This is a genomic window from Vibrio tritonius (assembly GCF_001547935.1).
Taxonomy (GTDB): domain Bacteria; phylum Pseudomonadota; class Gammaproteobacteria; order Enterobacterales; family Vibrionaceae; genus Vibrio; species Vibrio tritonius.
In genome coordinates, this window is record NZ_AP014635.1 from 1546408 (window position 1) to 1568072 (window position 21665).

21 protein-coding genes are annotated in these 21665 nt (G+C 41.1%); 11 read left to right on the forward strand and 10 right to left on the reverse strand.

Annotation, left to right across the window (positions count from 1 at the left end):
* The first annotated feature begins 160 nt into the window (after window positions 1-160).
* Complete coding sequence (locus JCM16456_RS06935) at window positions 161-1531, forward strand: class-II fumarase/aspartase family protein (RefSeq protein WP_068713523.1); 1371 nt, start codon at window positions 161-163, stop codon at window positions 1529-1531.
* A 53-nt stretch (window positions 1532-1584) separates the two neighbouring features.
* Entirely contained in the window at window positions 1585-3012 is a 1428-nt protein-coding gene (locus JCM16456_RS06940) for a DASS family sodium-coupled anion symporter (RefSeq protein ID WP_231894428.1), read from the forward strand.
* 80 nt (window positions 3013-3092) lie between these two features.
* On the opposite strand, the gene JCM16456_RS06945 is transcribed toward JCM16456_RS06940, so the two are convergent.
* Window positions 3093-3980 (reverse strand): LysR family transcriptional regulator, encoded by an 888-nt coding sequence (locus tag JCM16456_RS06945; RefSeq protein WP_068713525.1) that lies wholly within the window; start codon window positions 3978-3980, stop codon window positions 3093-3095.
* Between the two features lie 222 nt (window positions 3981-4202).
* Here JCM16456_RS06945 and JCM16456_RS06950 point away from each other — a divergent pair, with 222 nt between their 5' ends.
* The 3 genes from JCM16456_RS06950 to JCM16456_RS06960 all read left to right on the forward strand — a co-directional run bounded on the left by JCM16456_RS06950 (window position 4203) and on the right by JCM16456_RS06960 (window position 6600).
* Window positions 4203-5351, forward strand: a complete 1149-nt coding sequence (locus JCM16456_RS06950) for an MFS transporter (RefSeq protein ID WP_231894429.1) — start codon at window positions 4203-4205, stop codon at window positions 5349-5351.
* Window positions 5352-5513: 162 nt separating this feature from the next.
* The gene (nqrM, locus tag JCM16456_RS06955) at window positions 5514-5756 is read left to right on the forward strand and encodes a (Na+)-NQR maturation NqrM (protein ID WP_068713527.1); all 243 of its coding nucleotides are present in this window, start codon (window positions 5514-5516) and stop codon (window positions 5754-5756) included.
* Between the two features lie 148 nt (window positions 5757-5904).
* Window positions 5905-6600 (forward strand): hypothetical protein, encoded by a 696-nt coding sequence (locus JCM16456_RS06960; protein ID WP_162266529.1) that lies wholly within the window; start codon window positions 5905-5907, stop codon window positions 6598-6600.
* An 82-nt stretch (window positions 6601-6682) separates the two neighbouring features.
* Here JCM16456_RS06960 and JCM16456_RS06965 read toward each other — a convergent pair whose 3' ends face one another.
* From JCM16456_RS06965 to JCM16456_RS06985, 5 genes are all read right to left on the reverse strand, one after another.
* Window positions 6683-8764 carry a methyl-accepting chemotaxis protein gene (locus tag JCM16456_RS06965; protein WP_068713529.1) on the reverse strand — a complete coding sequence of 694 codons (2082 nt, stop codon included), beginning with the start codon at window positions 8762-8764 and terminating at the stop codon, window positions 6683-6685.
* A 31-nt stretch (window positions 8765-8795) separates the two neighbouring features.
* Complete coding sequence (locus JCM16456_RS06970; protein ID WP_068713530.1) at window positions 8796-9962, reverse strand: ABC transporter substrate-binding protein; 1167 nt, start codon at window positions 9960-9962, stop codon at window positions 8796-8798.
* Window positions 9963-10174: 212 nt separating this feature from the next.
* On the reverse strand, window positions 10175-11212 hold the full coding sequence (locus tag JCM16456_RS06975; RefSeq protein WP_162266530.1) for a hypothetical protein: 1038 nt from the start codon (window positions 11210-11212) through the stop codon (window positions 10175-10177).
* Between the two features lie 682 nt (window positions 11213-11894).
* Entirely contained in the window at window positions 11895-12203 is a 309-nt protein-coding gene (locus tag JCM16456_RS06980; RefSeq protein WP_068713532.1) for a hypothetical protein, read from the reverse strand.
* Window positions 12204-12456: 253 nt separating this feature from the next.
* Entirely contained in the window at window positions 12457-13644 is a 1188-nt protein-coding gene (locus JCM16456_RS06985; protein WP_068713533.1) for a pyridoxal phosphate-dependent aminotransferase, read from the reverse strand.
* A gap of 448 nt (window positions 13645-14092) precedes the next feature.
* On the opposite strand from JCM16456_RS06985, the gene JCM16456_RS06990 reads away from it, so the two are divergent.
* From JCM16456_RS06990 to JCM16456_RS07020, 6 genes are all read left to right on the forward strand, one after another.
* A complete protein-coding gene (locus tag JCM16456_RS06990; protein ID WP_068713534.1) occupies window positions 14093-14596 on the forward strand; it encodes a hypothetical protein in 504 nt (167 codons plus the stop codon).
* Entirely contained in the window at window positions 14590-14940 is a 351-nt protein-coding gene (locus JCM16456_RS06995) for a hypothetical protein (RefSeq protein WP_068713535.1), read from the forward strand. Before JCM16456_RS06990 ends, JCM16456_RS06995 begins: the two co-directional genes overlap by 7 nt.
* Window positions 14931-15617: a hypothetical protein gene (locus JCM16456_RS07000; RefSeq protein WP_068713536.1), complete on the forward strand. Its 687-nt coding sequence runs from the start codon at window positions 14931-14933 to the stop codon at window positions 15615-15617. The genes JCM16456_RS06995 and JCM16456_RS07000 overlap by 10 nt, the downstream gene beginning before the upstream one ends.
* Window positions 15618-15681: 64 nt before the next feature.
* On the forward strand, window positions 15682-16548 hold the full coding sequence (locus JCM16456_RS07005; protein WP_068713537.1) for a viperin family antiviral radical SAM protein: 867 nt from the start codon (window positions 15682-15684) through the stop codon (window positions 16546-16548).
* Window positions 16549-16969: 421 nt separating this feature from the next.
* The gene (locus JCM16456_RS07015; protein WP_068713539.1) at window positions 16970-17578 is read left to right on the forward strand and encodes a dTMP kinase; all 609 of its coding nucleotides are present in this window, start codon (window positions 16970-16972) and stop codon (window positions 17576-17578) included.
* Entirely contained in the window at window positions 17578-17805 is a 228-nt protein-coding gene (locus tag JCM16456_RS07020; protein WP_068713540.1) for a hypothetical protein, read from the forward strand. Before JCM16456_RS07015 ends, JCM16456_RS07020 begins: the two co-directional genes overlap by 1 nt.
* Before the next feature lie 266 nt (window positions 17806-18071).
* Here the strand turns inward: JCM16456_RS07020 and JCM16456_RS07025 are convergent, their stop codons facing one another.
* The 4 genes from JCM16456_RS07025 to JCM16456_RS07035 form a co-directional block, all read right to left on the reverse strand.
* Window positions 18072-18428, reverse strand: a complete 357-nt coding sequence (locus JCM16456_RS07025) for a hypothetical protein (RefSeq protein WP_068713541.1) — start codon at window positions 18426-18428, stop codon at window positions 18072-18074.
* 121 nt (window positions 18429-18549) lie between these two features.
* Window positions 18550-18699: a hypothetical protein gene (locus tag JCM16456_RS23615; RefSeq protein ID WP_156430471.1), complete on the reverse strand. Its 150-nt coding sequence runs from the start codon at window positions 18697-18699 to the stop codon at window positions 18550-18552.
* A 10-nt stretch (window positions 18700-18709) separates the two neighbouring features.
* Entirely contained in the window at window positions 18710-20359 is a 1650-nt protein-coding gene (locus tag JCM16456_RS07030) for a sugar porter family MFS transporter (RefSeq protein WP_082712238.1), read from the reverse strand.
* Between the two features lie 600 nt (window positions 20360-20959).
* On the reverse strand, window positions 20960-21583 hold the full coding sequence (locus JCM16456_RS07035) for a GNAT family N-acetyltransferase (protein WP_068713542.1): 624 nt from the start codon (window positions 21581-21583) through the stop codon (window positions 20960-20962).
* Window positions 21584-21665 lie beyond the last annotated feature (82 nt).

Genomic DNA, 21665 nt, shown 5'->3' on the forward strand with positions numbered 1-21665 from the left:
TCATAAGTGATTGTTCCATCACATGACAGACAAAAATGTCTGGACAAATTTCAGGGAGCTAATTAACTTGTCCGGACAAATATTTGTCCGGACAAGTTGTTAGAGATGATTGTAATAGCTTGTAGATATATAAACATATGATTCTAATAATGATTTAACTATGAGTTACGGCCAATATCATGCAAGTACAGTTTATGATTCTGCCTTATTTAAAGATGCTTTTGGTTCACAAGAGATGCGAACCATCTTCAACGATATTTCTTTAGTACAAAAATACATCGATGTAGAAGTCGCTTTGGCAAAAGCTGAAGCAGCTTGTGATGTCATTCCTAAACAAGCGGCTGCTGAAATAGTGGCGCTTTGTTCTATCGATAAACTCGATTTTGACCTGTTAAAAGAAGAAACCGATATTGTAGGTTACCCCATCTTGCCTTTGGTTCATCAACTCGTAAAACAGTGTGGTGAAGCAGGGCGTTATATTCACTGGGGGGCAACAACGCAGGACATTATGGATACAGCGGTTGCCTTACAAATTCGTGAAGGATTAGCCATTGTCGAGCGAGACATTAAAGAACTTAGAGTGTGTTTACAGAACTTAAGTGTGACACACAAAGAGACGTTAATGGCTGGTCGAACACATTTACAACATGCATTGCCGATAACCTTTGGCCACAAAACTTCGATTTGGCTATCAATGTTAGATCGTCACTATGACCGTCTTCAGCAATTAAAACCGCGAGTATTAGTCGGTAATTTCGCAGGTGCTGCCGGCACGTTAGCATCGTTAAAAGATAGTGGTTTAGATGTTCAAACTGCACTTATGCAAGAGCTGGAATTAGGCGTTCCTGAATGCAGTTGGCATGTGGCCCGTGATAATTTTGCAGAAGTGGTTAACTTTCTTGGTCTAGTGACCGGCTCGTTAGGGAAAATCGCTTACGATGTGATGCTTATGGCAACCAATGAAATCGGCGAAGTGTACGAACCGTTTGTTAAAGGTCGGGGTTCAAGTAGCACCATGCCGCAAAAGCGTAATCCTATTTCGAGTGAATTGATTTTGGCTTCTGCCAAAGCGGTACGCCAACAAGCTGGATTAATGTTAGACGCTATGATTCAGGATTTTGAACGAGCAACCGGTCCTTGGCACGCAGAGTGGATTGCGATTCCTGAAAGCTTTATTTCTACTGCAGGCGCTTTGCACCAAGCCAAATTCATGTTGAACGGTTTAATTGTCGATAAAAATAAAATGAGAGAAAACCTAGGCTTAACTCGCGGATTGATTGTTGCTGAAGCGGTCATGATGGGAATTGCTCCGTTTATTGGACGTCAACAAGCTCATGACGTGGTTTACGATGCCTGCCGTAAAGTGAATGAGAACGGTGGAACACTAGCAGAGCAACTCTACGATATTTCGATTGTGAATGCGCATTTCACCCATCAACAAATCGATGAATTGACTGATCCTGCTAATTATCTTGGGGTCACTCAACTGATGATCGAACACACACTAGCTTGCTCAAGACGCAGAGATTAAATCTCACCCAAGCAATTTTATAACCTACTGCTACTTTTCATTGATAGGAGCACATGATGAAAAGGTTAATAAAAATAGATGTTAAAAAATGGGTGTGCTGCATTGTTCCTATCCTTGTTCTGAGCCTATTTTGGCTCAGTTCAGCACCAACGGGTTTAACGGTGCAAGGTTGGCACACATTAGGTATTTTCTCTGCTGTTATCCTCGCTATTTTAATGCAGCCTCTTCCTTCTGGGGCGATTATGATTGTTGGGCTATGTGTTTCCATCATCACGGGTACATTTAGTCAAAAACAAGCGTTGGCTGGATTCTCCAGTGGCATTGTTTGGCTGATATTTTCCGCATACATACTCTCTCTTAGTTTTGTTCAAACCGGATTAGGACGGCGTTTTGCGTTCGCTATGTTATCTAAGTTTGGTGGCAGCGCCCTAGGAATGGGGTATGTTTTGGGAATTGCTGACTTATTAATTGCACCAGCGACACCTTCTGTTACTGCTCGGTCGGGCGGGATTATATTACCCATTGTCAATTCCATTAATTCTGCTTTGGGTTCCGGACCTGGAGAGAGTGGGAAGAAGATCGGCGAGTACCTAATTCTTACTTGTTTTCATATTACGCCTATTACTGGCGCACTGTTTTTAACCGGAATGGCTGCGAATCCTTTGGCGGTGTCTTTAGCATCTTCGACACTCAACGTCGATATCGGTTGGCTCGAATGGTTTTGGGCCGCCAGCATTCCTCTTGGTTTGTGTTTTATTTTGTTACCTGCTTTGGTCTATCAGTTGGCAAAACCCACAATGAAGAAGACACCTCAAGCGAAGCAAATGGGAAAAGATGAATTGGCCAAACTTGGTCACATGTCTAAGCAAGAAAAATACTTGGTTGTTATTTCTTTATTAGCGCTGTTGGGGTGGGGAACAAGCTTAGTCACGGGATTAAGTTCGACTACGGTAGGACTCACCATTGCGGCGTTGATTTTTATTGCCAATGTGATTGATTGGAAAATAGTGCTCAAGGACAGTGCGGCATGGGATACATTAATTTGGTTTGGTGCCATTATCAGTTTAGCGAGTGGACTATCAGAACAAGGTGTTATTGGCTGGATGACGAGCCATTTAAGTACTCAGTTCTCTAATGACAATGGAATATTGGCGTTTGTTGTTTTAGGCCTAGTCTATGTTTATATTCACTATTTCTTTGCGACCGCCACGGGGCATGTAGCGGCACTTTATCCTATGTTTATCGCTATTGCTGTTACCGCAGGTGCTCCACCTGTTTTGGTTGCCATTGGCTTAGGAATATTGGGCAATTTGATGTGGGGACTGACCGAATATGGTGGCGGGCCTGGGCCGTTATATTATGCGCAAGGCTTTTTTTCGCGACCTCAGTTCTATCGGTACAATCTTTACATTGTTACGGTAAATGTTCTTATTACCCTAGTTATTGGTTTGATTTGGTGGAAAGTCATCGGGCTTTGGTAACCATCATCCAATCTCGTTCAATATACGTTTTTCCCTACTAATTCAATGGCAAAACTTGATATTAGTAGGGATGTTTTGTTCTATTCGGTTAAATCATTTTTTATTTCTTCTAACACAAAATCACGAAACGCTTGATTGGCGCGAGAGAGGTAACTGTCTTTGCGCCAAGCTAAACTGACATCCACTTCAAACGCCTCTGCAAAAGGCCTTGTGATAATCTCGTCATCGTCTTGGATAGCCACTTGCCACATGGGTGATATCGCGTAACCGCGCCGAATGACGGACTTTATCAACGGTAATAAGTTACTGGTAAACGCGATACGAGGTTTGATATTCACCTCGCGACTGATTCTATCCAATAGAGCATGGTGATAGTAACCTTTACGCAGCAAGGCCAAATCGTGGGAAAGAAAATCCTCATAGCTGATTACGTCTTTGTCCGCGAGAGGGTGATCAACCGACATACACACCACCATTTTCTCTCGGATCAAGGGACGAGCTTCGAGTTCTGGAGTAAGGTCTTTACTGGCAACTACTCCTAACTCCACTTCACCATCAAGTAATAAGCGTCGAATGTTGCGTGTCCCGGTATCTAAAATATTCAAGTCGATATTTGGGTATTGGTGGCGAAAGGCCATCAATAGGGGAGGAAAATAGTAAGAACCAAGCATACCCGGTACGGCAATATCCACCTGTCCTTGGTCTAATCCTTCCATCGCTTGCATTGCCAATTTTGCATCGTGTGCTTGATTTAAAATCTGTTTAGCATGCTGCAAAAACTCTTGCCCAGCAGTGGTGAGATCGATACCACGGTCGCGACGATTAAACAGTGGCATTTTCAATTCTTCTTCGAGCTTTTTAACACTGCTACTGACCGCCGGTTGCGCCAAATTAAGGGCACGGGCCGCTGCAGAAATCGATCCATGCTCCACGACAGTCACAAAATGGCGAAGCTGTCTTAACTCCATAACAAGGGGTCCTTATCAAAAATGAGAACGAAGTCAAACATTAAAATATGGGTATAAATTTTATCTATGGAATAGATAAACACAACATATTTTATTTATTGATATCGCAGGCGTACTCTAGCGCTCTAAACCCGTTTCTTTTAATCCTTTTATACGTAGTCGAGAGCAGTGAAAAATATCCCCCATTACAGCCGCTTTGTTATTTGTGTTTGTCTCTTTTCCGTGATCACTTTTGCAAATATTTATTGGTTACAACCGTTACTTCCTGTTTTACAACATGATTTTAATATTACTTCTTTAGCGGCTAACTTTGCTATGTCTGCTCCTCTGTTGGGGATGGGGCTCGGGTTAGTGATTTTTGCCAGTTGGTCTGACGCTGTTGGACGTTGCAAAATTTTGCTTGCGGGGTCGGCAATTGGTGTGGCTATTTCTTTGGCTCTGCCGCTAGTGGATAACTACAGTGTGTTTTTGTCATTACGCTTTTTTCAAGGGATGTTTTTGGCTGTGTGTCCTGCTCTGGCTGTGCCACTACTTGGGGAAGAATTGCGTAAAAGCTGGCTAGCTGGCGCCGTTGGTTTTTATATTGCGTCCAATACGTTAGGCGGCTTATGTAGTCGTTTACTTGGTGGTTTTAGCGCAGAATATTTTGGCGGTTGGCAAAATGGTGGGTTAGTTATTGCTGGACTAACCGCGCTATTGTTTGCCGTGGTTTATTATTTACTGCCAGAACAACGTCATTTCAAACCGAAACCACTTAAAATAGGTGGTTCAATCAAAGCGTTTGGGAAGCACTTAAAACGTCCACAACTGCTGATCATCTATGTGTTGATAGGCCTCGCTTTTGGCACGTTCGTAAACTTGTCTAACTACTTAATGATGGTGTTAAGCGATTATCCATATAATTTGCCGAGTGACATTCGCAGTATGATGTTCTTAACCATGTTAGGCGGTACCACAAGCTCTACATTTGCAGGTAAATTTGCAAAGAAACACAGTCAAATTGCAGGAATCGTGGTTGGTATTTGCGTCATGTTGTTAGCTAACTTCCTTATGAGTTGGAACAGCATGTTTATGATGATCATTGGCATGGTGTTAGTGGCATTCGGTTTCTTCTTCTGCCACGCGAATGCAAGCACGCTTGTTGGCCGTAAAGCTAAAGAAAACAAAGGCAGCGCACAGGCTTTGTATAGCTTGTTCTATTACTCAGGCGCCAGTATCGGTGTGTTCTTCCTTGAACCGTTTTATCAAAGCATGGGATGGCAGGGCGTATTAGGCGCAACTCGCATGGCACTGGCTATTTGCATTATTTGTGTATTGTTGTACCAATGGTTTGGTACCCACAGCAAAAGTCATTCTCATGTGACCCAGTAAATTTTAAGTCTTTGTCTAAAAAGCCACTGTTAGTGGCTTTTTGTATATCTAGCACTAAATTTAAATTGTTTATAAATAGCATATGCTATAAACTCAGCGCGTTTTTGGGAGTGAAGCGTGTGCTAAACTTTAGATAAGGTTGATTAGAGCGAGGTGTGACTCATGGCTTTTGTTTTGACGTTATGTGTTTTTTTGGCTGTGATTGCCATGATGGCGATTGGGGTAATGTTTAAGAGAAAGTCAATTCAAGGAAGTTGTGGTGGGCTATCAACCATAGGCGTCGAGAAAGAATGTAACTGTGAAACGACATGCGAGAACCACCGTCAGTTATATCAAATTCAAGAACCTTCCTCGACTAAACAACAAGAGTATTGGTGTTTAGTCTGTAACCCAATGAGAGCTTAGTATTACTGGTTCTCATTGAGGTGTAACATCGTTAAACATTATCAATGTATCTATCACTTTTTTATCAATATTATTTTTGATTTCTCTTCTATTTGTAGTAACGTCTAGTCTTGTTCAATTTATCCCTAAAATCATTAGTTTAGTAAAATTGAATATTAATATTTTAAGACCACAAACCCCCGTTGTGGTGGCGGTAATCGTATTAGGTAGTAAAGGAATTTTGATGGACGTGATGTCACCTGAATCTTATTGGTTATTGTTAGGCGCAGTAGCGATAGTGATCCTTTTGCAAGGTGTAATGCTCTTTCGGCAGTATCGAATTCAACAAGCCGCACAAGCACAATTGAGCGCGATGAATGAAACGTTTGTTAAGCATCGCCGTCAAATCGAACTAGAATTTGCTGAACTGAATCAATTCATTATTAATGATACGGCTGAATTAAAACGAAAAGCGGGGCAAAGAGAAGAGAAAGTGGACCAACTTCGCGCCTCTGTTTCGCAACAATTTCAACAAATTCAGCAAGCTAACCAAAGTTTACTTAGCGCACATACCGAAACGAGTGAAGCGCTACGTAAGCTCATGATTCAAGTTTACACGGGGCTAAAAACACAGCAGGGGCAGATTGAACGTGCTGTTACACAGCAGCATGTGGGGGTTGAAAATGCTCATGTGGAAACTCGTAACCAACTGACTCAACAGTTAAAGTCTCTTAGAGTAGTTTCTGTGAAGCCTACGACAGCCACTAAAGTGAACCCTTCTCCAGTGAAAAGTACAACATCAACTTTATCTCGTGGAGTGGCAAAAACCGCTATGCGTGAACGTGAAGCTGAGCCTGTTGTTTAAGACTGATAAAGAGATGCCTTTTCCCTATGTGGCTTGGCTAGCGCATGGGGTAAACGATGCGATAGCCAAGGTGCTTTTCTCGTTAAAAACGAAAACGATGAACTGCGGTGTGCAGACGTTTAGATAGGGTGTCGAGAAGGTTCGAGGAGCTCTGAATTTCTCCAATCGATTCTCTGGTATCACCGCTGATGGTATTGATGCGCTCTACACTGGCTGACGCAGATTGCGCAGCACTATTTTGGTGAATAGCGGAATCTGAGATTTGTTCGTTAATATCATGAATCGTCTTAATACTGGCGTTGATATTGCTGAATGCTTCTGAAACCAATTCTGATTGTTTTACGCTAATATCAACATGTTCTTTTCCTTTCGACATGACCGATAAAGTAGATTGGGCATCCTGATTGAATTTTTCCAATATTTGCGCGATTTCTGTCGCTGATGATTGGGTGCGTCCGGCAAGAGATCGAACCTCGTCTGCTACTACCGCAAATCCTCGACCATGTTCACCAGCTCGTGCAGCTTCAATAGCGGCATTGAGTGCCAATAGATTGGTTTGCTCTGTAATGTCGCTGATCACACTCAATACAGTCATCACATTGCGACTCGTTTCTGTCAGTTTTTCCATTGAACTCACGCCGCTTTCAATGCTGGTAGCAAGCTGACCAATGGCCTTGGTTGAGTTCATCACCGTGTTTTGCCCTTTCTTAGCGTTATGCGACGCATCTTGAGTAGCAGAAAGAGCCTGTGAGGCGAGTCCGGAAGCTTCGGCAAAACTCTGACTTAATTCTTCAACAGTGCTGGCAACCACGGTAGTTTCTGAACTTTGCGTTTCGATGTTCTTATAGCTTAGTTGAGTGAGGCTGGTGGTATTGGTTACGGCATTGCTAAGTTCAGTTTCTACATCGGCAAGAGATTTAACGGTTTGCTGCAATTGAGCAACAAATCGGTTAAATGATTTTGCTAACTCAACGGCCTCTTGGATACCTGATACCTCGATACGACGAGTTAGGTCACCTTCACCATCGGCGATATCGGCTAAAGCGTTTGAGATCTTATCAAGTGGTTTGGTAATGAGACGAGTGATTCCAATAGACGCGGCGATTAGCACAATCAGTACAACGGCAGCAACAATCGCGCTGCTGTTTAGTAATTTATCGATGGTGCTGTTTGAGTTGGCTAAGGTCAATGCACTTGCCTGTTGGCTAGTCTTAATAACACTGTCTGCCGCTTCACTCATTTTTGTCGCTAACGCCGACACTTGTTTGCTTTGCTCTTTTAATTGAGCTTGTAATTGAAGGTTTTCGCGCCGCACAGATAAAATTGAACCTGACGATGTAAACATCACAGTATATAACTGGTCTCTCTGTTCTACGATGTTTGAAAGAAGCTGATTCAAGTTGGCGTTATTCTCAGTCAAACCTTGTAGAATTTTAATTTTATCGTCAATAAGTGCCTTTGTTGGTGCTGCGATGTTTTTTTCTAAACTGATAAGACTCGAATCATCGACCGCACTTTGCATGGCATAGTTGATGGTTTCTAATTGAGTAACACCCAAGCTTAGCTGAGTGGCCGCCGTAATGATTTTATCGCTATCTCCCTGTAATACATCAAGTGCTTTTTGAGATGTTGATAGCCAACTGTCGGTAGGGGTTTCAGGGGTGACTTTTTTAAGCGCACGAACAACTCTTCGTACCAAGCGCTTTTCTGTCAAGGAGGTTTTACCTAAAAGGCCTCCTGTATTTTTGCGGATCTTGTCCATTAATTCAGTAGATTGCATGGACATCAATTGAATTTTTTCAGCATTACTGACTAAAGCTGCTTTCGTTGTATAAAGCTTTTGGCTGGCATCAGCGAACTCACGCACTATCTGATTGAGTTGATCGTGCCCTGAGTCAGATAAAGAAACGTCATAATCAGCGCCATTACCTAATTCTTGTCTAGTCTGAGCTGACGCTATTTTTAAGGTGTTAGCCAGAAGTGCAGAGGCATCCTGGCTAACATTGTTCACCTGTTCAGATTCTCTGGCGCTGTTGTTCGTCGCCTCACTTAAAGAATTGGCTACATCTCCGAGCCAAAATATCATTGTTGAAACAACCAGTACGGAGATGATGGCCCCTGTCGATAAGGTAATGAGCAATTTACGAACAGATAGTCTTAACATAGTGATTCCTTAAACGTTATTGCTTCCATACTTAACGCAAAGTGGCCCAATCCAATGCTTCATAACGACCATTACGAATGATGGTTGGCCATACTTTATGACTTGCTTGGTGTTGAGTAGAGCTATACGTGATCGGCACGCCGATACCAATGTCTAGGCTATTGAGTTTTTCCAATCCATCAATCACACCTTCGCGAGTTAGACTAGGCGCTTTTGCTGCACCAGCAACGAAGATTTTGGCGAGTAAATACCCCTCAAGAGAGACGAAATCTGGTTGTGCGTTTGGTTTGTATTTAGCGAGTGCTTTACGGTACGCCTCAACGCCTGGCAAATCAGATTCGTAGTGAGGAACCACTTGCGTCACTATCACGCCTTCAGCGTCATCACCCAACGCTTTTAGCAATGGCAAACTGCCGACGAAAGAAACATTTAAAAACAGCATGTCATCGAAGTCTTGTTTAGCTTGACGAATGAACTCCGCACAAGGGGCATAGGCACCCACCATGATGATGGCTTTTGGTTCTACTGCTGCATCGAGAATGGTGCCTAACGCTTGTTCTACGTTGGTTGTATTACGGGTGTAGCGGCCATGTGCCAATTTATCGGTGTCATTAAACCCTTCCGCTTTAAGAGCAGCAACCGCACCATTGAAGCCAGCATCACCATAGCCATCATTTTGGGTAAAGAAGGCTATCTCTTCAGGTTTGATACCACTAGCAAGAAGGTTCTTCACCATTGCGGCTGTTTCTTCTGCGTAGCTGGCGCGGTAGTTAATAACATAGCGATCTGGTGGCGATTTACGCAGCACACCAGCCCCGGTATACGCTCCGAAAAGAAGAGTTTTATCTTCATTCGCGATAGGCACGGTTACGACAGCAGTAGGTGTGCCGACGTTGCCAAGTACGGCTAATACACTATCTTGAGAAATCAGCTGTTTCATATTCGGGGCGGCTTTGGCTGGTTCATAGCCATCATCGAGAGGCGTAAAGACCAGTTTATTTCCGTTGATACCGCCAGCGGCGTTGACTTCGTCGAAGTACGTTTCGATACCATTTTTTACCGCTATGCCTAACGCTGACGCAGGACCTGTTAGAGCGGCAGACATGCCAACTTTAATATCCGCGGCATAACTGGAACCCACTGCGAGGACAGCTGCCGAGGCAATCAAACTTGTTAGTACGCTTTTTACACCCACCATAGTTAAAATTCCTTTTTGATTAGTCGCTTGTATTCAGCTCAGGAATAAGTATAGGAGGGCAATAGTTTTGCGTAGGGGAGGATAAGCTAGATATATTAGTGTTTTATGATTTATATGATAACTCGCACATTTATGATGCAATAGAATACATATGTTTAAAAAAAGGGATGACATACTGTGCTCATCCCTTCAAAACTGAATGTCTACATGTATTAGTAGTCTAATTGAAACTCAACTTGAGTGGAGTTTTCGCCATGTGTTGTAATGATGTGGCCAGCCCAAACACGAACTTGTGGGCTAAACCAGTATTGCATTTGTGGAACAATTTTATCGGTAAATTCATCATGGGATACCGTAATGACAGGCCCCCAACCTTTAAACCCTTCAGGAAAATATTGGTAAGTTGACGATATTGAGAAGCCTAAACCGCCTTCAGCGTAGCCTTGCTCTCTTATTTCACGGATGGATTCGTCATTATCGCGTTCAGAATAAGCCATAGCGAGACCAACGCGGCCATTAAATCCAAATTGTTTATAACTACTCAATGAGTATGTGATTAGTGATTCGCTGTCACGGTTATAATCGGTATCTGATTTTATATTGGAATTAGTGTTGACGTTACCGATTATATTGGAATTGTATCCTTTGTTTAATAATGGCTGACCATTGTGCATAGAAAAATAAACGCCATAGGAATCTGGTCTAAATGGATAAATATTTGCTGTTTGATAACCAATATCTAAACCATATATATCGGAGTTAGTGTCATAGCTCGTGTGTACAAATAGGTTGTTATCAAAATAATTCTTATAAATTATTTTTCCGGCATTTTTGCCTGCTGCATCCATTTGTATGTCATATTGGCCATGCATACCAATATCAGTAGAATAAACAGCCCAGTTTGTAGAGTGTTTGGCGTAAGCCAGGGTACCAAAGGTATTTGATTCAATACCGAAAATGAGGTTTTCCCAACTGGCTCCCTCATCTAGGTCGTCATAGTGATTTGAGGTTATGCCATTTGTTTTATTGTAGTTTTCTTTGGCTTTTAACCAGAAATCGCCCGTAAAACCTAGGTCTTCAGTAAACATGGTTTTACCACGCAAGCGTAAACTAGCTTCAATTTTGCTGCCTTGATCGTCGAAGGAACGACCGACAGTAGTGGTGCCTTGTAGACGTAAATTATAGTACCAACGGCTGTTGTTTTCGATATCGGTGAATTGTGCTAATTCGCTACCATTATCTCTATCCAAATAGTTTTCTATCCAGTTACCATCATTGTCGGTTCGGGCTTGAGCGCTAGAAAAGGCGCTAATAGATATTAGAAAAAGGGTAGTGTTAAGAGTCCGGCTCATATTTTGTTCCTATTACATTTGTAAGAAAAGTAATTACACGATTTACGCTTATGGTTATTGGGTTTTTAAGGGCAATAAAATGCCGTCCATTTAAATAAATGGAAATTTATTATTTTGAATGATGAAAAACAAAAAAACCTCACCCCAATATTGATAATTTATCTATGGAGTAAGGTTTTGCCTGTAAACAGTAACAATCCAAATTTTTATTAATTCTAAACTTAAAACAGCGTATGACAATTGGCGATTAAATAAGCTGTGATTATAATCACACTAAGTTTTTGCTTATTTAATACTTGCTAATAAACGACAGCATAAAACAAAAAATGATTTCAACATTTGGATGCACAATTAATAGTAAATTTTGGTAAACATTAGATCGAAATATCCTTTTTGTATTGAATGCTGAACTGAACTAGAAATGGCTGTCTCAATCATGTTCCCGTTTGGGAAGTCAGACAGCCGCTGACAAGCAAACTCTGTTTGCCGAGGATGGTAAATAAGCTCTCATGGAAGGGCTTATGCGAGTCAACATTTGCCTAAACAAAACCATATAGGAACCGTGATAGGGTAAATGGCGTTATTTAAACAACGCACAGTAAAGCGCTGCGACAACAAGGCGAAGTTTACGCTCTCTTTGCTGTTTTTGTTCGAGTGGTTGATTTTCACTTCGTAACTGCTGAACCAAACAAACATAGTGTTCAAACACGTCGTTAAGCTTAGCTTGCTTCTTCGAAGACAGGCATGATTCAGCATTGGTAATGTCATTGAGCCTAACTCGATGACATAGATAGGGTTGATCATCGTTTACAAAATGAAGGATGAGTTTTTTGTGCAAAGTTTGCATTGGGTCGGGTATGACGGCTTTGTATGGATGACGATGTATCACGTTCTGTTTCCATTTCTCAAGTGAAAGACAACCTAGCAGGTATTGACTGCATCTCTATCTTCAGGATAGGTCGTAATTCTTAAGAAAAGCTTAATATGGCAAAGTTATTTGGATGTAAATTGAGGTGATTTATGCATATTAAAATATTGAATAATAGTGATATTTAGTCGAGTTTTTATACAGTGTTAATTAGTTTGGGGGATGGAATATCACGTTAGGTAAGGGGCTAAGCGAGTGGCCCCTTACTTGTGCATCATACTTTAAGGGAGCGAGTTACAAACTCGGTGAGAAACTCGCGGATGCCCGCTAACCCTTTTTCTAATTTGTCGGGATGGCTGCCGTAGCAGATACGTAAATGCCCTGAACCTGCGCTACCAAAGGCTTCACCTGGCGCTACGCCAACCCGATATTTTTCAATCATTTCTAAGATGGCTGGTTGGCTATTGTCATCTAGGCCTCGCACTTTTAAGAAGGCATAAAAGGTTGCAGGCATGTCGTATAAGGTGACTCCTTCAATATCACCAAGGTATTTTTGTACTAATGAACGGCCCTGACGGAAACGATCGAGCGTGTGGTTAACAAATTCTTCGCCCTGAGTGATTGCCGCTAGTCCACCATGTTGTACAAATGCGGGTGCGCAGGACACGTTAAATTCAATCAATTTGGTAATGGTCGGCGTGTAGTTATCAGGAAGAGTAAGCCAGCCAAGACGCCAACCAGTCATACACCACGCCTTGGAAAAACTGTTACAGATAATCAGCTTATCGTCTGCTTGCATCTCTCGAACAAAAGAGGGCGCAGTTTCATCTTCATAGCAGTGACGACTGTATACTTCATCTGATACAACCCAAACGCCATGTTCACGAGCGAAAGCCATAATCGCATGAATCTCTGCCTGTGAAGCCATCCATCCCGTTGGGTTATTGGGGCTGTTAATAATAATTGCCCGTGCATCTTTCGCCTGTGCAAACAGCGCTTCAAGATTCAGTTCGAAACGGTTCTCTTTTTGTTCTAACGCAAATGGCACGACCTCTGCGCCCAGCAGTTCAGGAATGGCAAACAAGGTTGGAAATACAGGGGTTATCACCACGACTTTATCTCCGTGGGAGATACAGGTTTGGCAGGCAAGCATAAGCGCATCGGTGCCTGACACCGTCACCACAATATTATTGTCGGCAATCGGACGGGCGAATAGGCGAGTTGAGTAGTCGGCTAATGCGGTGCGCAATTGTGGTAAACCGTTATTGGGCGTATAGCGAGTTTCATCTCTGTTTAAGCTCGCAATCGCGGCTTCAGAAATGAATTTGGGCGTTGGAATATCCGATTCGCCAAACCACAGGGGAATGACATCAGGTAAGGTCATACCGTAATTGGCGATCGTGCGGATAGATGACTCAGAAAGTCTTTGAGCAAGAGGGCTGATGTCGAGATGTGCATTCATGAACGGAATACCTCCATGTATTCAAAAAAAGCCAATACCACAGCGCGCGAAGTCCGTGCCGCGTTGCTTATTGTGGAAAAGTGAGAGCCACTACTATCGCACGAACCACAATAAATGCAATGGGATACATAGGGTGGTTTAGGTGTGGGATGGGGTAGGTAGACAAACCTCGAGAAGTTGATTCATGTAAATCTAATATATTTATCATAATCAATAATCTGGCGAATCATAGAACTTTGATATTGTTCTTATGTGTCTAGTGTCTTAATATCGCCTTTGGTCTGTAAAACTTTGTAAGTTTGTGATTTCTTGCGAAAAAAACTAGTTAGTAGCGTTGATTTTATCTCTTGCCATTTAGGGGGATTGTGAAACATCGCCCGACTAAGGCTGTGAAGTTTGCCAGATTTTTAAAACGTCTATTCACCACCCATCTAGTAACGGTTAAATAATGGAAATAAATAAAGATCAGAAAGTTAGTTCAAGGGTATGGCAAGGAATTAAATTTGCTATTAAGTGGATGTGGTTACTGACAATGTTCCTCTTAGGAGTCACGTTGTTTGCGTTATTGCCTTCTGAAATTTTTGAATACAGTGTCAGCCTATCGGAGTTGGATCTAGTTGAAGAGTTTTACCTACTATGGTTACTCATATTCACTTATAAGTATGTGAAGCTGTGTTTAATGGTAAAAGCGCCTTTTATGAGAAAGTTGATCACCCCTTTTGTTTATCAAGCCTATTTTTGCTTATTTGTCGTAGCTTGTTTGATGATCGCGCATTTAGCGTTTGATTTTTCAATAAATAAGATAGACGAGATGCCTTGGCTTAACCTCTCATCATACTTTGGGACAACGCTGGTTACACTCTATAGCTACCAGGTGTTGAAAAATAGCGCGGGTACTAATGTGCCTGATGAACCCAATAGTCTTAATGAAACGGAGTTATCACAATGCTAAGACGGTTAAGTTTTTGTTTCTTCCTATTAGTGACTGCATTTCCGGCGTTATGTCGCGAAGAGCCTATGTCTAAGCCGGGTAGTGCCCGTTTTTTGATTAACGCGTGCCAAGAATATATTGAGTTATACGACAAAAAAAATGAAAAACGTTTCGGGGCATATCTAACAACCTCAGTGGCAGAAAGTTTTAGAGCAGGTTATTGCTTAGGGGCTGTTGAGCATGCAGATATGAAATGTCGATGGGGTGAGCATAGTATGTATAAAACAGCAGAACTGATAGCTAAGTCATCACCTAGAGATTACTACGGTGAAACCATTGTCTTGGAGAAGGCTTTGTGTCGTTAATAAATACTAGTCAAGCGGTTCAAGAACTGTTTGGTATGGATGGCAAATGTTTGAGAACTAAAGCCAATAGCTATGTTCGAAATGGAACCATTCCTTCTTCCTTAATTAAACGGTTTCCTTCTAAAACGGGTACAGAAGGCAAGGAAAGTGTTGCTTTAACATCAGATGGTGTTAGTTGCTTGTTCAATGCTCTCGTATTAGATGCGTTTTACAACGACACCAAGAAGGTAAAGAGCATTTTTGAAAAGTGGAAAGAACGAAGAGCGGCCTATGAGGAGTGTTTAGAAGGCTTGTTGAATGCTCAGCAGGTTAACCAGTTAAATGCATTAGAGGAGAAGAGCCGCGCTTTTTTACAACAACTCAGTGATGAGACATTTGATCTTAGGAATCAGCGCTTAACAAATCCTTTTTCAAAACACTTGCCGCAAATAGCATTGACAAATGGTGGACTACTATATGAATTGCTACGTAATAGTCGGCTTTCTCTTTCCCTTAAAGATGCACTATTACTTGCGTCATTGGAAAATGATTTGGAAAAAGCGAACTGCCTGAGTCTTGAGATTGATGCAAAACTCTTGGCGGATGACCCGATGCTTTCCAGCCTCGTTGACCGAATTCAAAGGGATTATCAAGAGGCGTTATCTTTCCAATCTTTATTAAATTTGCTTCCCGAGTAAAAAAGTCCTTTTTTGTGCACTGCACAAAGTAACACTACTCCTATCGAAACGAAGGAGTAGTGTTATGTCTCATGTAAATCAACTAGTTATCAACTATCACATCACTGAAAAGTGTAATTACGATTGCCATTATTGTTATGCCAAGTGGGCAAAGCCGAATGAGCTACATCGTGATCTTCACCAAATGAAAGCAGTACTCGCCAAATTGGCAGACTATTTTCTTGGATCAAACCCAATTCGAGCTCAATTGAAATATGGGAGCGTGCGACTCAACTTTGCTGGTGGAGAGCCTGTACTGTTGAAAGAGCGCTTTATTGAAGCTTTGGACTATGCGAAAGAGTTGGGATTTGAAACTTCTCTTATCACTAATGGTCATCTCTTAACCGATGATTTTATCTCAAATCATGGCTCCAAATTTCAAATGCTGGGCATTAGCTACGATGCGATAAGTGAAAACGTACAGAAGCAAGTCGGCAGGGTGACGAGAACAGGAGCAATACTCACAGCAGAAAGGTTGCAAAATATCTTTCAACAAATGAGGCAATTTGCACCTAATACCGAATTGAAAATTAATACCGTAGTGAACCAATATAATACAGAGGAAAACCTTACTGCGTTGATGGAAGTACTTTTACCGAATAAGTGGAAGGTACTGCGTGTATTACCGGTATTTAAATCAATAGCTGCCATCACTGATGAACAGTTTTCAGCATTTGTTGAGCGTCATAGATCAGCTAATAGTTTTATGTCGGTTGAAAATAACGACTCAATGACTGGCTCTTATCTGATGATCAGTCCAGATGGTTCATTTTTCCAAAATGGGGATCAATTCGGTGGATATATAAAAAGTAGGTCACTAGTTACAACGCCAATTGGCATTGCTCTAGCTGAAACCGGCTTTGACCCAGTGAAATTTGCAAATCGATACTAAAGGAAATTCCGAGATGAGGGGGTATTATTTTTTAGTATGCGATGATGATTTTATTACAGGAACATTTAAAAAACATAATGATTTTGATGTTATGAATGAAGAGCTGTATGAATGTTCTGTTGATTATAATGTGTGGCTTAATTTATCAAAAACAACGAAAAAGAAAATTCATTCTATTATGAAATTGACCTTCTATGGGGCTCCAATTGATAAGATTGGTGGGAGGGTAATTAAGTGTAACCCTGATCTTATTCGATTTAGAGTAGGGCGAAATTATAGACTGGTAATGTCGAATAAGTCGAATGAGAGAAAGTTTTTCCTATATCCAAGACAAAGTTATGAAAAGAATTTCAAGAACTTAAAATAATATATTTTATCAATTTTAAAAATAATATTTATTCAATCTAAACAGAGGTTATTTATGTTTATTGTAATTGAAGGTCTAGATGGCTGTGGTAAATCAACTGTTTCAACTGCGCTCGCAAAAATGTTGAATGCACAACTTTTAACTTCTCCTGATAAAGAATTAAAGGAAGTGAGAAAAGTGACTGATATGGTTTTTGATAATAATGTTAAAGCTCGCCAGATGTTTTATATGGCTTCGATATTAAAGGCTTCGGAAGATGCTAAAGAGCTTAACTTACAAGGAAAGCCCGTCGTGTTGGACCGATACTGGTTATCAACACAGGTTTATCATGCATGGATGAGTAATGGTAAACAGTTTAAATGTCGTGAAGTTGAATTAGTTCTTCATCAACCAACGTTAACCGTCTATTTGGATGTTCCTGCTGCAGTACGAGCTAATCGTATTAAGGCAAGAAATGTGTGTACTGATGAAGATATGAATACGCTTCAACACAATGCTAATGAAAAGCTTAGATCTTTATATTTTTCTATGAATAAATCATTACCTGTCGGGAATTGGTTATGTGTTGATGCTTGCCAAAGTGTGGACATTATTTTGGAAAAAATTATGACTGAACTTGAAATTTTAATGAGTAATAAAATGTATAATAAGGACGATTTATAATGGCAAAATCAATTAAAATTGCTAATGAACTTTATATTAATCTAGATCAACTTTCCCATTTTTTTGTAAATGATGTCGACATTACTCTTATTACAGGAAGCCAAGAGACGATTCGTGTTAGTTGCAAACAAAGAAATTATTTGTTTGATGGTGAGACCGTATCGATTCAAGAGTTTCACAGAATAAAAAGAGAGCTTTATAAATATATGGAGATAATTGGTGATTAATATCGATTAAATAAAATATTGACACTAAGAGAAAGCCCATGGACTGACAATCAATGGGCTTTCGATTGCCTTTATTGCTTAAGTTTTGAAAGCTTATTTCTGACCCTATTAAGGGAATATTCAATCTTAATGATCCCATTAGTCTGATGGGCTCTAACAAGAACTTCATATGTAAAGCCAATTTCCCCAAAATCCAGCTAGTTTTTTCTTAATCCATTCCATTACCATTCCCTTATTTGCCCGCAAATTGTTCAATTTTTCTGGTATTAACTACCCGATATACTCAAAAAACTACCCGTGGTGAGGGTTGTGTGGGCGTTGGTCAGCCACTGTGTTTCCCAAGCAGCACTCATAATCAAGGTTTGACTACGCTGCTCAAGGGCTGAAATTAACTCCATTACTTGCTGCAGATGCAGTTGAAAGCTTTGACCTGCAGGGTCCCAAATCAATAGCTCGCCGACAGGAACATCGGTGGGATTGGGCAGGGTGCCAAATACCTGCTGGTTGCGCTGCATGGCAAGTTGTTTTAGCAGCGTGGATTTGCCTGTACCCGGCAAGCCGTTGATGATCACCACCGGCGTGTTTAAGGTACTGATACGATGAATCAAAGAGAGTCTCAACATCCAAATTATTTCTATTTTACGTCCATGTGTCCCCACGTTAACACGGATAGATGTCAATTGCGTATTGAATCTGATTCCATATTAACGTGGGGACCATGGCGTTAGTTACCAAATAAAGGTGCTAATGTGAATCAGCTTCGCTGTATTCCTCGAGCAAGCGTTCGCTACCCTTGAATGGTCGTAGTGCTTGGCCAGATTGAGCTAGCCAACCGAGCAAAGTTAAGCTCATTTTTACTGACAGGTGTTTAAGTATGGTCTTGAAATTGTTCATTATCATTCCCTTATTCTCCAGTTGTGACACGGTTACGAGAAAAACGATTTTTTGCAAAGCGAGTGGTTCCGAGGCGGTTTTTATCTAGTCGATTATTCCGCGTAGAGCTATGACTGATGCCTTTGACTAAGTGACTTTGCGTGATTCGGTTGCTAGGTGCGTAGCTTGGATGCCATTTTTCTTCATGTCGTGTTTTAGACTTACCTTCGTATGAACGAGTATTGGATTTGCTATTGATGTAATTCATCACATGCTCTTCCATATTTTCTAGTTGAACCCCTTTGGTTTCTGGTAGAAAACGGTAAATAAAGAGGGTCGCTAACACCATTACGCCAGCGAATATCCACATTGGAAATGCGCCGTGAAAATGGGCAGTTAGCCAAGCATTTTCATTTAAGATCGGGAATACTAACCCAATGATAAAGTTACTAATCCACATCATAGAAATGGCAAATGCCATACCAACTGAGCGCATACGGTTTGGGAATATTTCCGAGATCACAATCCATGCTCCCAGTCCCCATGAAAGAGAGAAAAAGAGCATGAATACCAACATCCCCATCAGCGTGTAATAGCCAGTAGTAATCGCAGCATCACCGCTCAGCCCATGGCTGTAATACATAAAATAGGAGGTCAGTAATAAGCCAAACACTGTCCCGACAGACCCTAGTTTGAGCAGTGGTAAACGTCCTATTTTATCCATTAACATTGAGCCAATAACGGTTCCTATGAGTTGGAATACGCCAATCCAAATTGTTAAGAACATCGCGACATCAGTATTACCTGTGACATTTTCAAGAACCACTGGTGCAAAATACATCATCACATTGACACCACTGGCTTGCTGTATACAGGCGACTGTACAGCCAAGGAAAGCGAATAACCAAAATCGACGTTGATGCAGTAAATCTTTGGTTTCTGATTTCTTTTGTTTGGTTTGATTGTCTTCGACTAGAGAATCTTCAATGTTCGCGAGGGTTTGCTGCGCGTAGTGCGTGCCACCAATTTTTTCTAAAATCGTAAAGGCTTCTTGCTGGCGATTTACCGCCACTAACCAACGTGGTGATTCAGGAATGAACAGAACAAATAGACAAAAGGCGATGCACGGGATCACTTCAGAACCAATCATGACACGCCAGCCCATCGAAGATAGCCATTGTTGTGATGCGCCTTGCGCGATTAAAAAGTTGACAACAAAGATCACCACTTGTCCACCAACAATGGCGAAATTTTGCATACTTAATGCGCGGCCACGAATCTCTTTAGGAGAAACCTCACTCATATACATAGGGGAGATTGCAGAAGCAAGACCAACGGCTAATCCGCCCAGCATGCGATAGGCGATAAACCATGCAAAGGAATCGACTAAGGCTGCACCTAATGCAGAAATGGTAAAGAGGAGGGCGGCGATGACGAGCGCCTTTTTACGCCCCATTTTATGGGCTAATGAGCCTGAGGCAAATGCTCCGATGATACAGCCGATGGCGACGTTGGATACTGCCCAACCGACACCAACGGAATCGAGATGAAAGTAGTGTTTGATAGGATTGATTGCGCCGGAAATGACAGCCGTGTCATAACCAAACAGTAATCCACCCAGTGCGGCAACGCCGCAGATCATCGATATATACTTTAAATTATAATGTTGACTAACAGACATAACTGACTCCTTATCTTGCTAGAGTTTTGGAGTAGATATGATCGGATTGTATTAAGAGAATTGAATGACTGAAATCGTTATCCGAATATCTACTTTTGAAACCAACACCATCAATAAGGCGCTAGTAAAATTGGATAATCAGAAATAAAAGTCAAGGGTGTAAATAGGTATAGACGAAGCGGGAGATTGATCGGTGTATTTTAAAAATTGAAGGGATATTTTCTTTATATAACGTATGCGTTCGATAACTCAAAACAACACTCCTTTATTGACTTGATACAATTACACTACCACTAAATAATAGGCTAGACAAATTACATATGGATTCTTTTTTTATTTTTTCAAGCTATATTGTTTTAACTAATTGTTTTTAATGGTTAAAGTTAAGCTATAATGATGTGTGGGTTTTGTGTTCCTTACTTTTGTGAAGAGTGTGATTTTTGTTATGTTGAATGGTTAATTAAAATAAAAACTTCGTGTTTTGTTATCTTATTTACGGTTTAAATATAGGGATTGATACTGTTATTAATTCTTATGCGAAATTATTAAAATTAATTATGAATATCATCCCTAGATTTTAACAAAGCGTTGATTTGGTTTTTAACGCTTGTTTATAGCTTTGATATAGGTGTAGTGCTCAATTTCTGGATTAAATATGTTGTTATGGGTGCTAACACGCTGATAGCCGTTATTTTCATAATATTGATAACTGCACCGGGTATCTGTGTGCAGGGAATAACCGTTGGCATTCAGTTTTGTAAGGTGATACTCAAAGGAGCGAATCAACTTCGAGCCTATGTTGTTGCGTCGATAGTGTTTATCGACAAAAAAGAACAGGAGTTCGCTATCTGCATCACTATCTCTAGTATGATCAAACGATGTTTTAAAAGTGTTTAAATCACGAAGCACTTGCTGGCCATTTTTTGTTTGTTGGAGCGCTGCCTTGGCCTGTGTGCTTAAGGCTTTGTGGTCAAATACAACGGCTTTATCATGAGTCATCGTCGTTGAGCCCATGACAACACCGCAAAGTTTACCATCGTGTTCGGCGACCTCTACAAAGCTACTACGCATAAAATCATTCGCGATAAATAAACATGCAAAATGATAAAGTGCCTCAGTATCTTTGACTGTGGTAAAGACGCTAAGGTCCATGTTAGTGGCAAAAATGCCAGCGATAATTGCAAAGTCTTGTTGAGTTGCCTTGCGGTAAATGATGTCACTCATGAAATAATATGCCTTTGTAACGGGGTGATTGTTGTGCTTATCGAGTCAACTAACAGAGATTGGTTCCGTGCTTTGAGTTTAA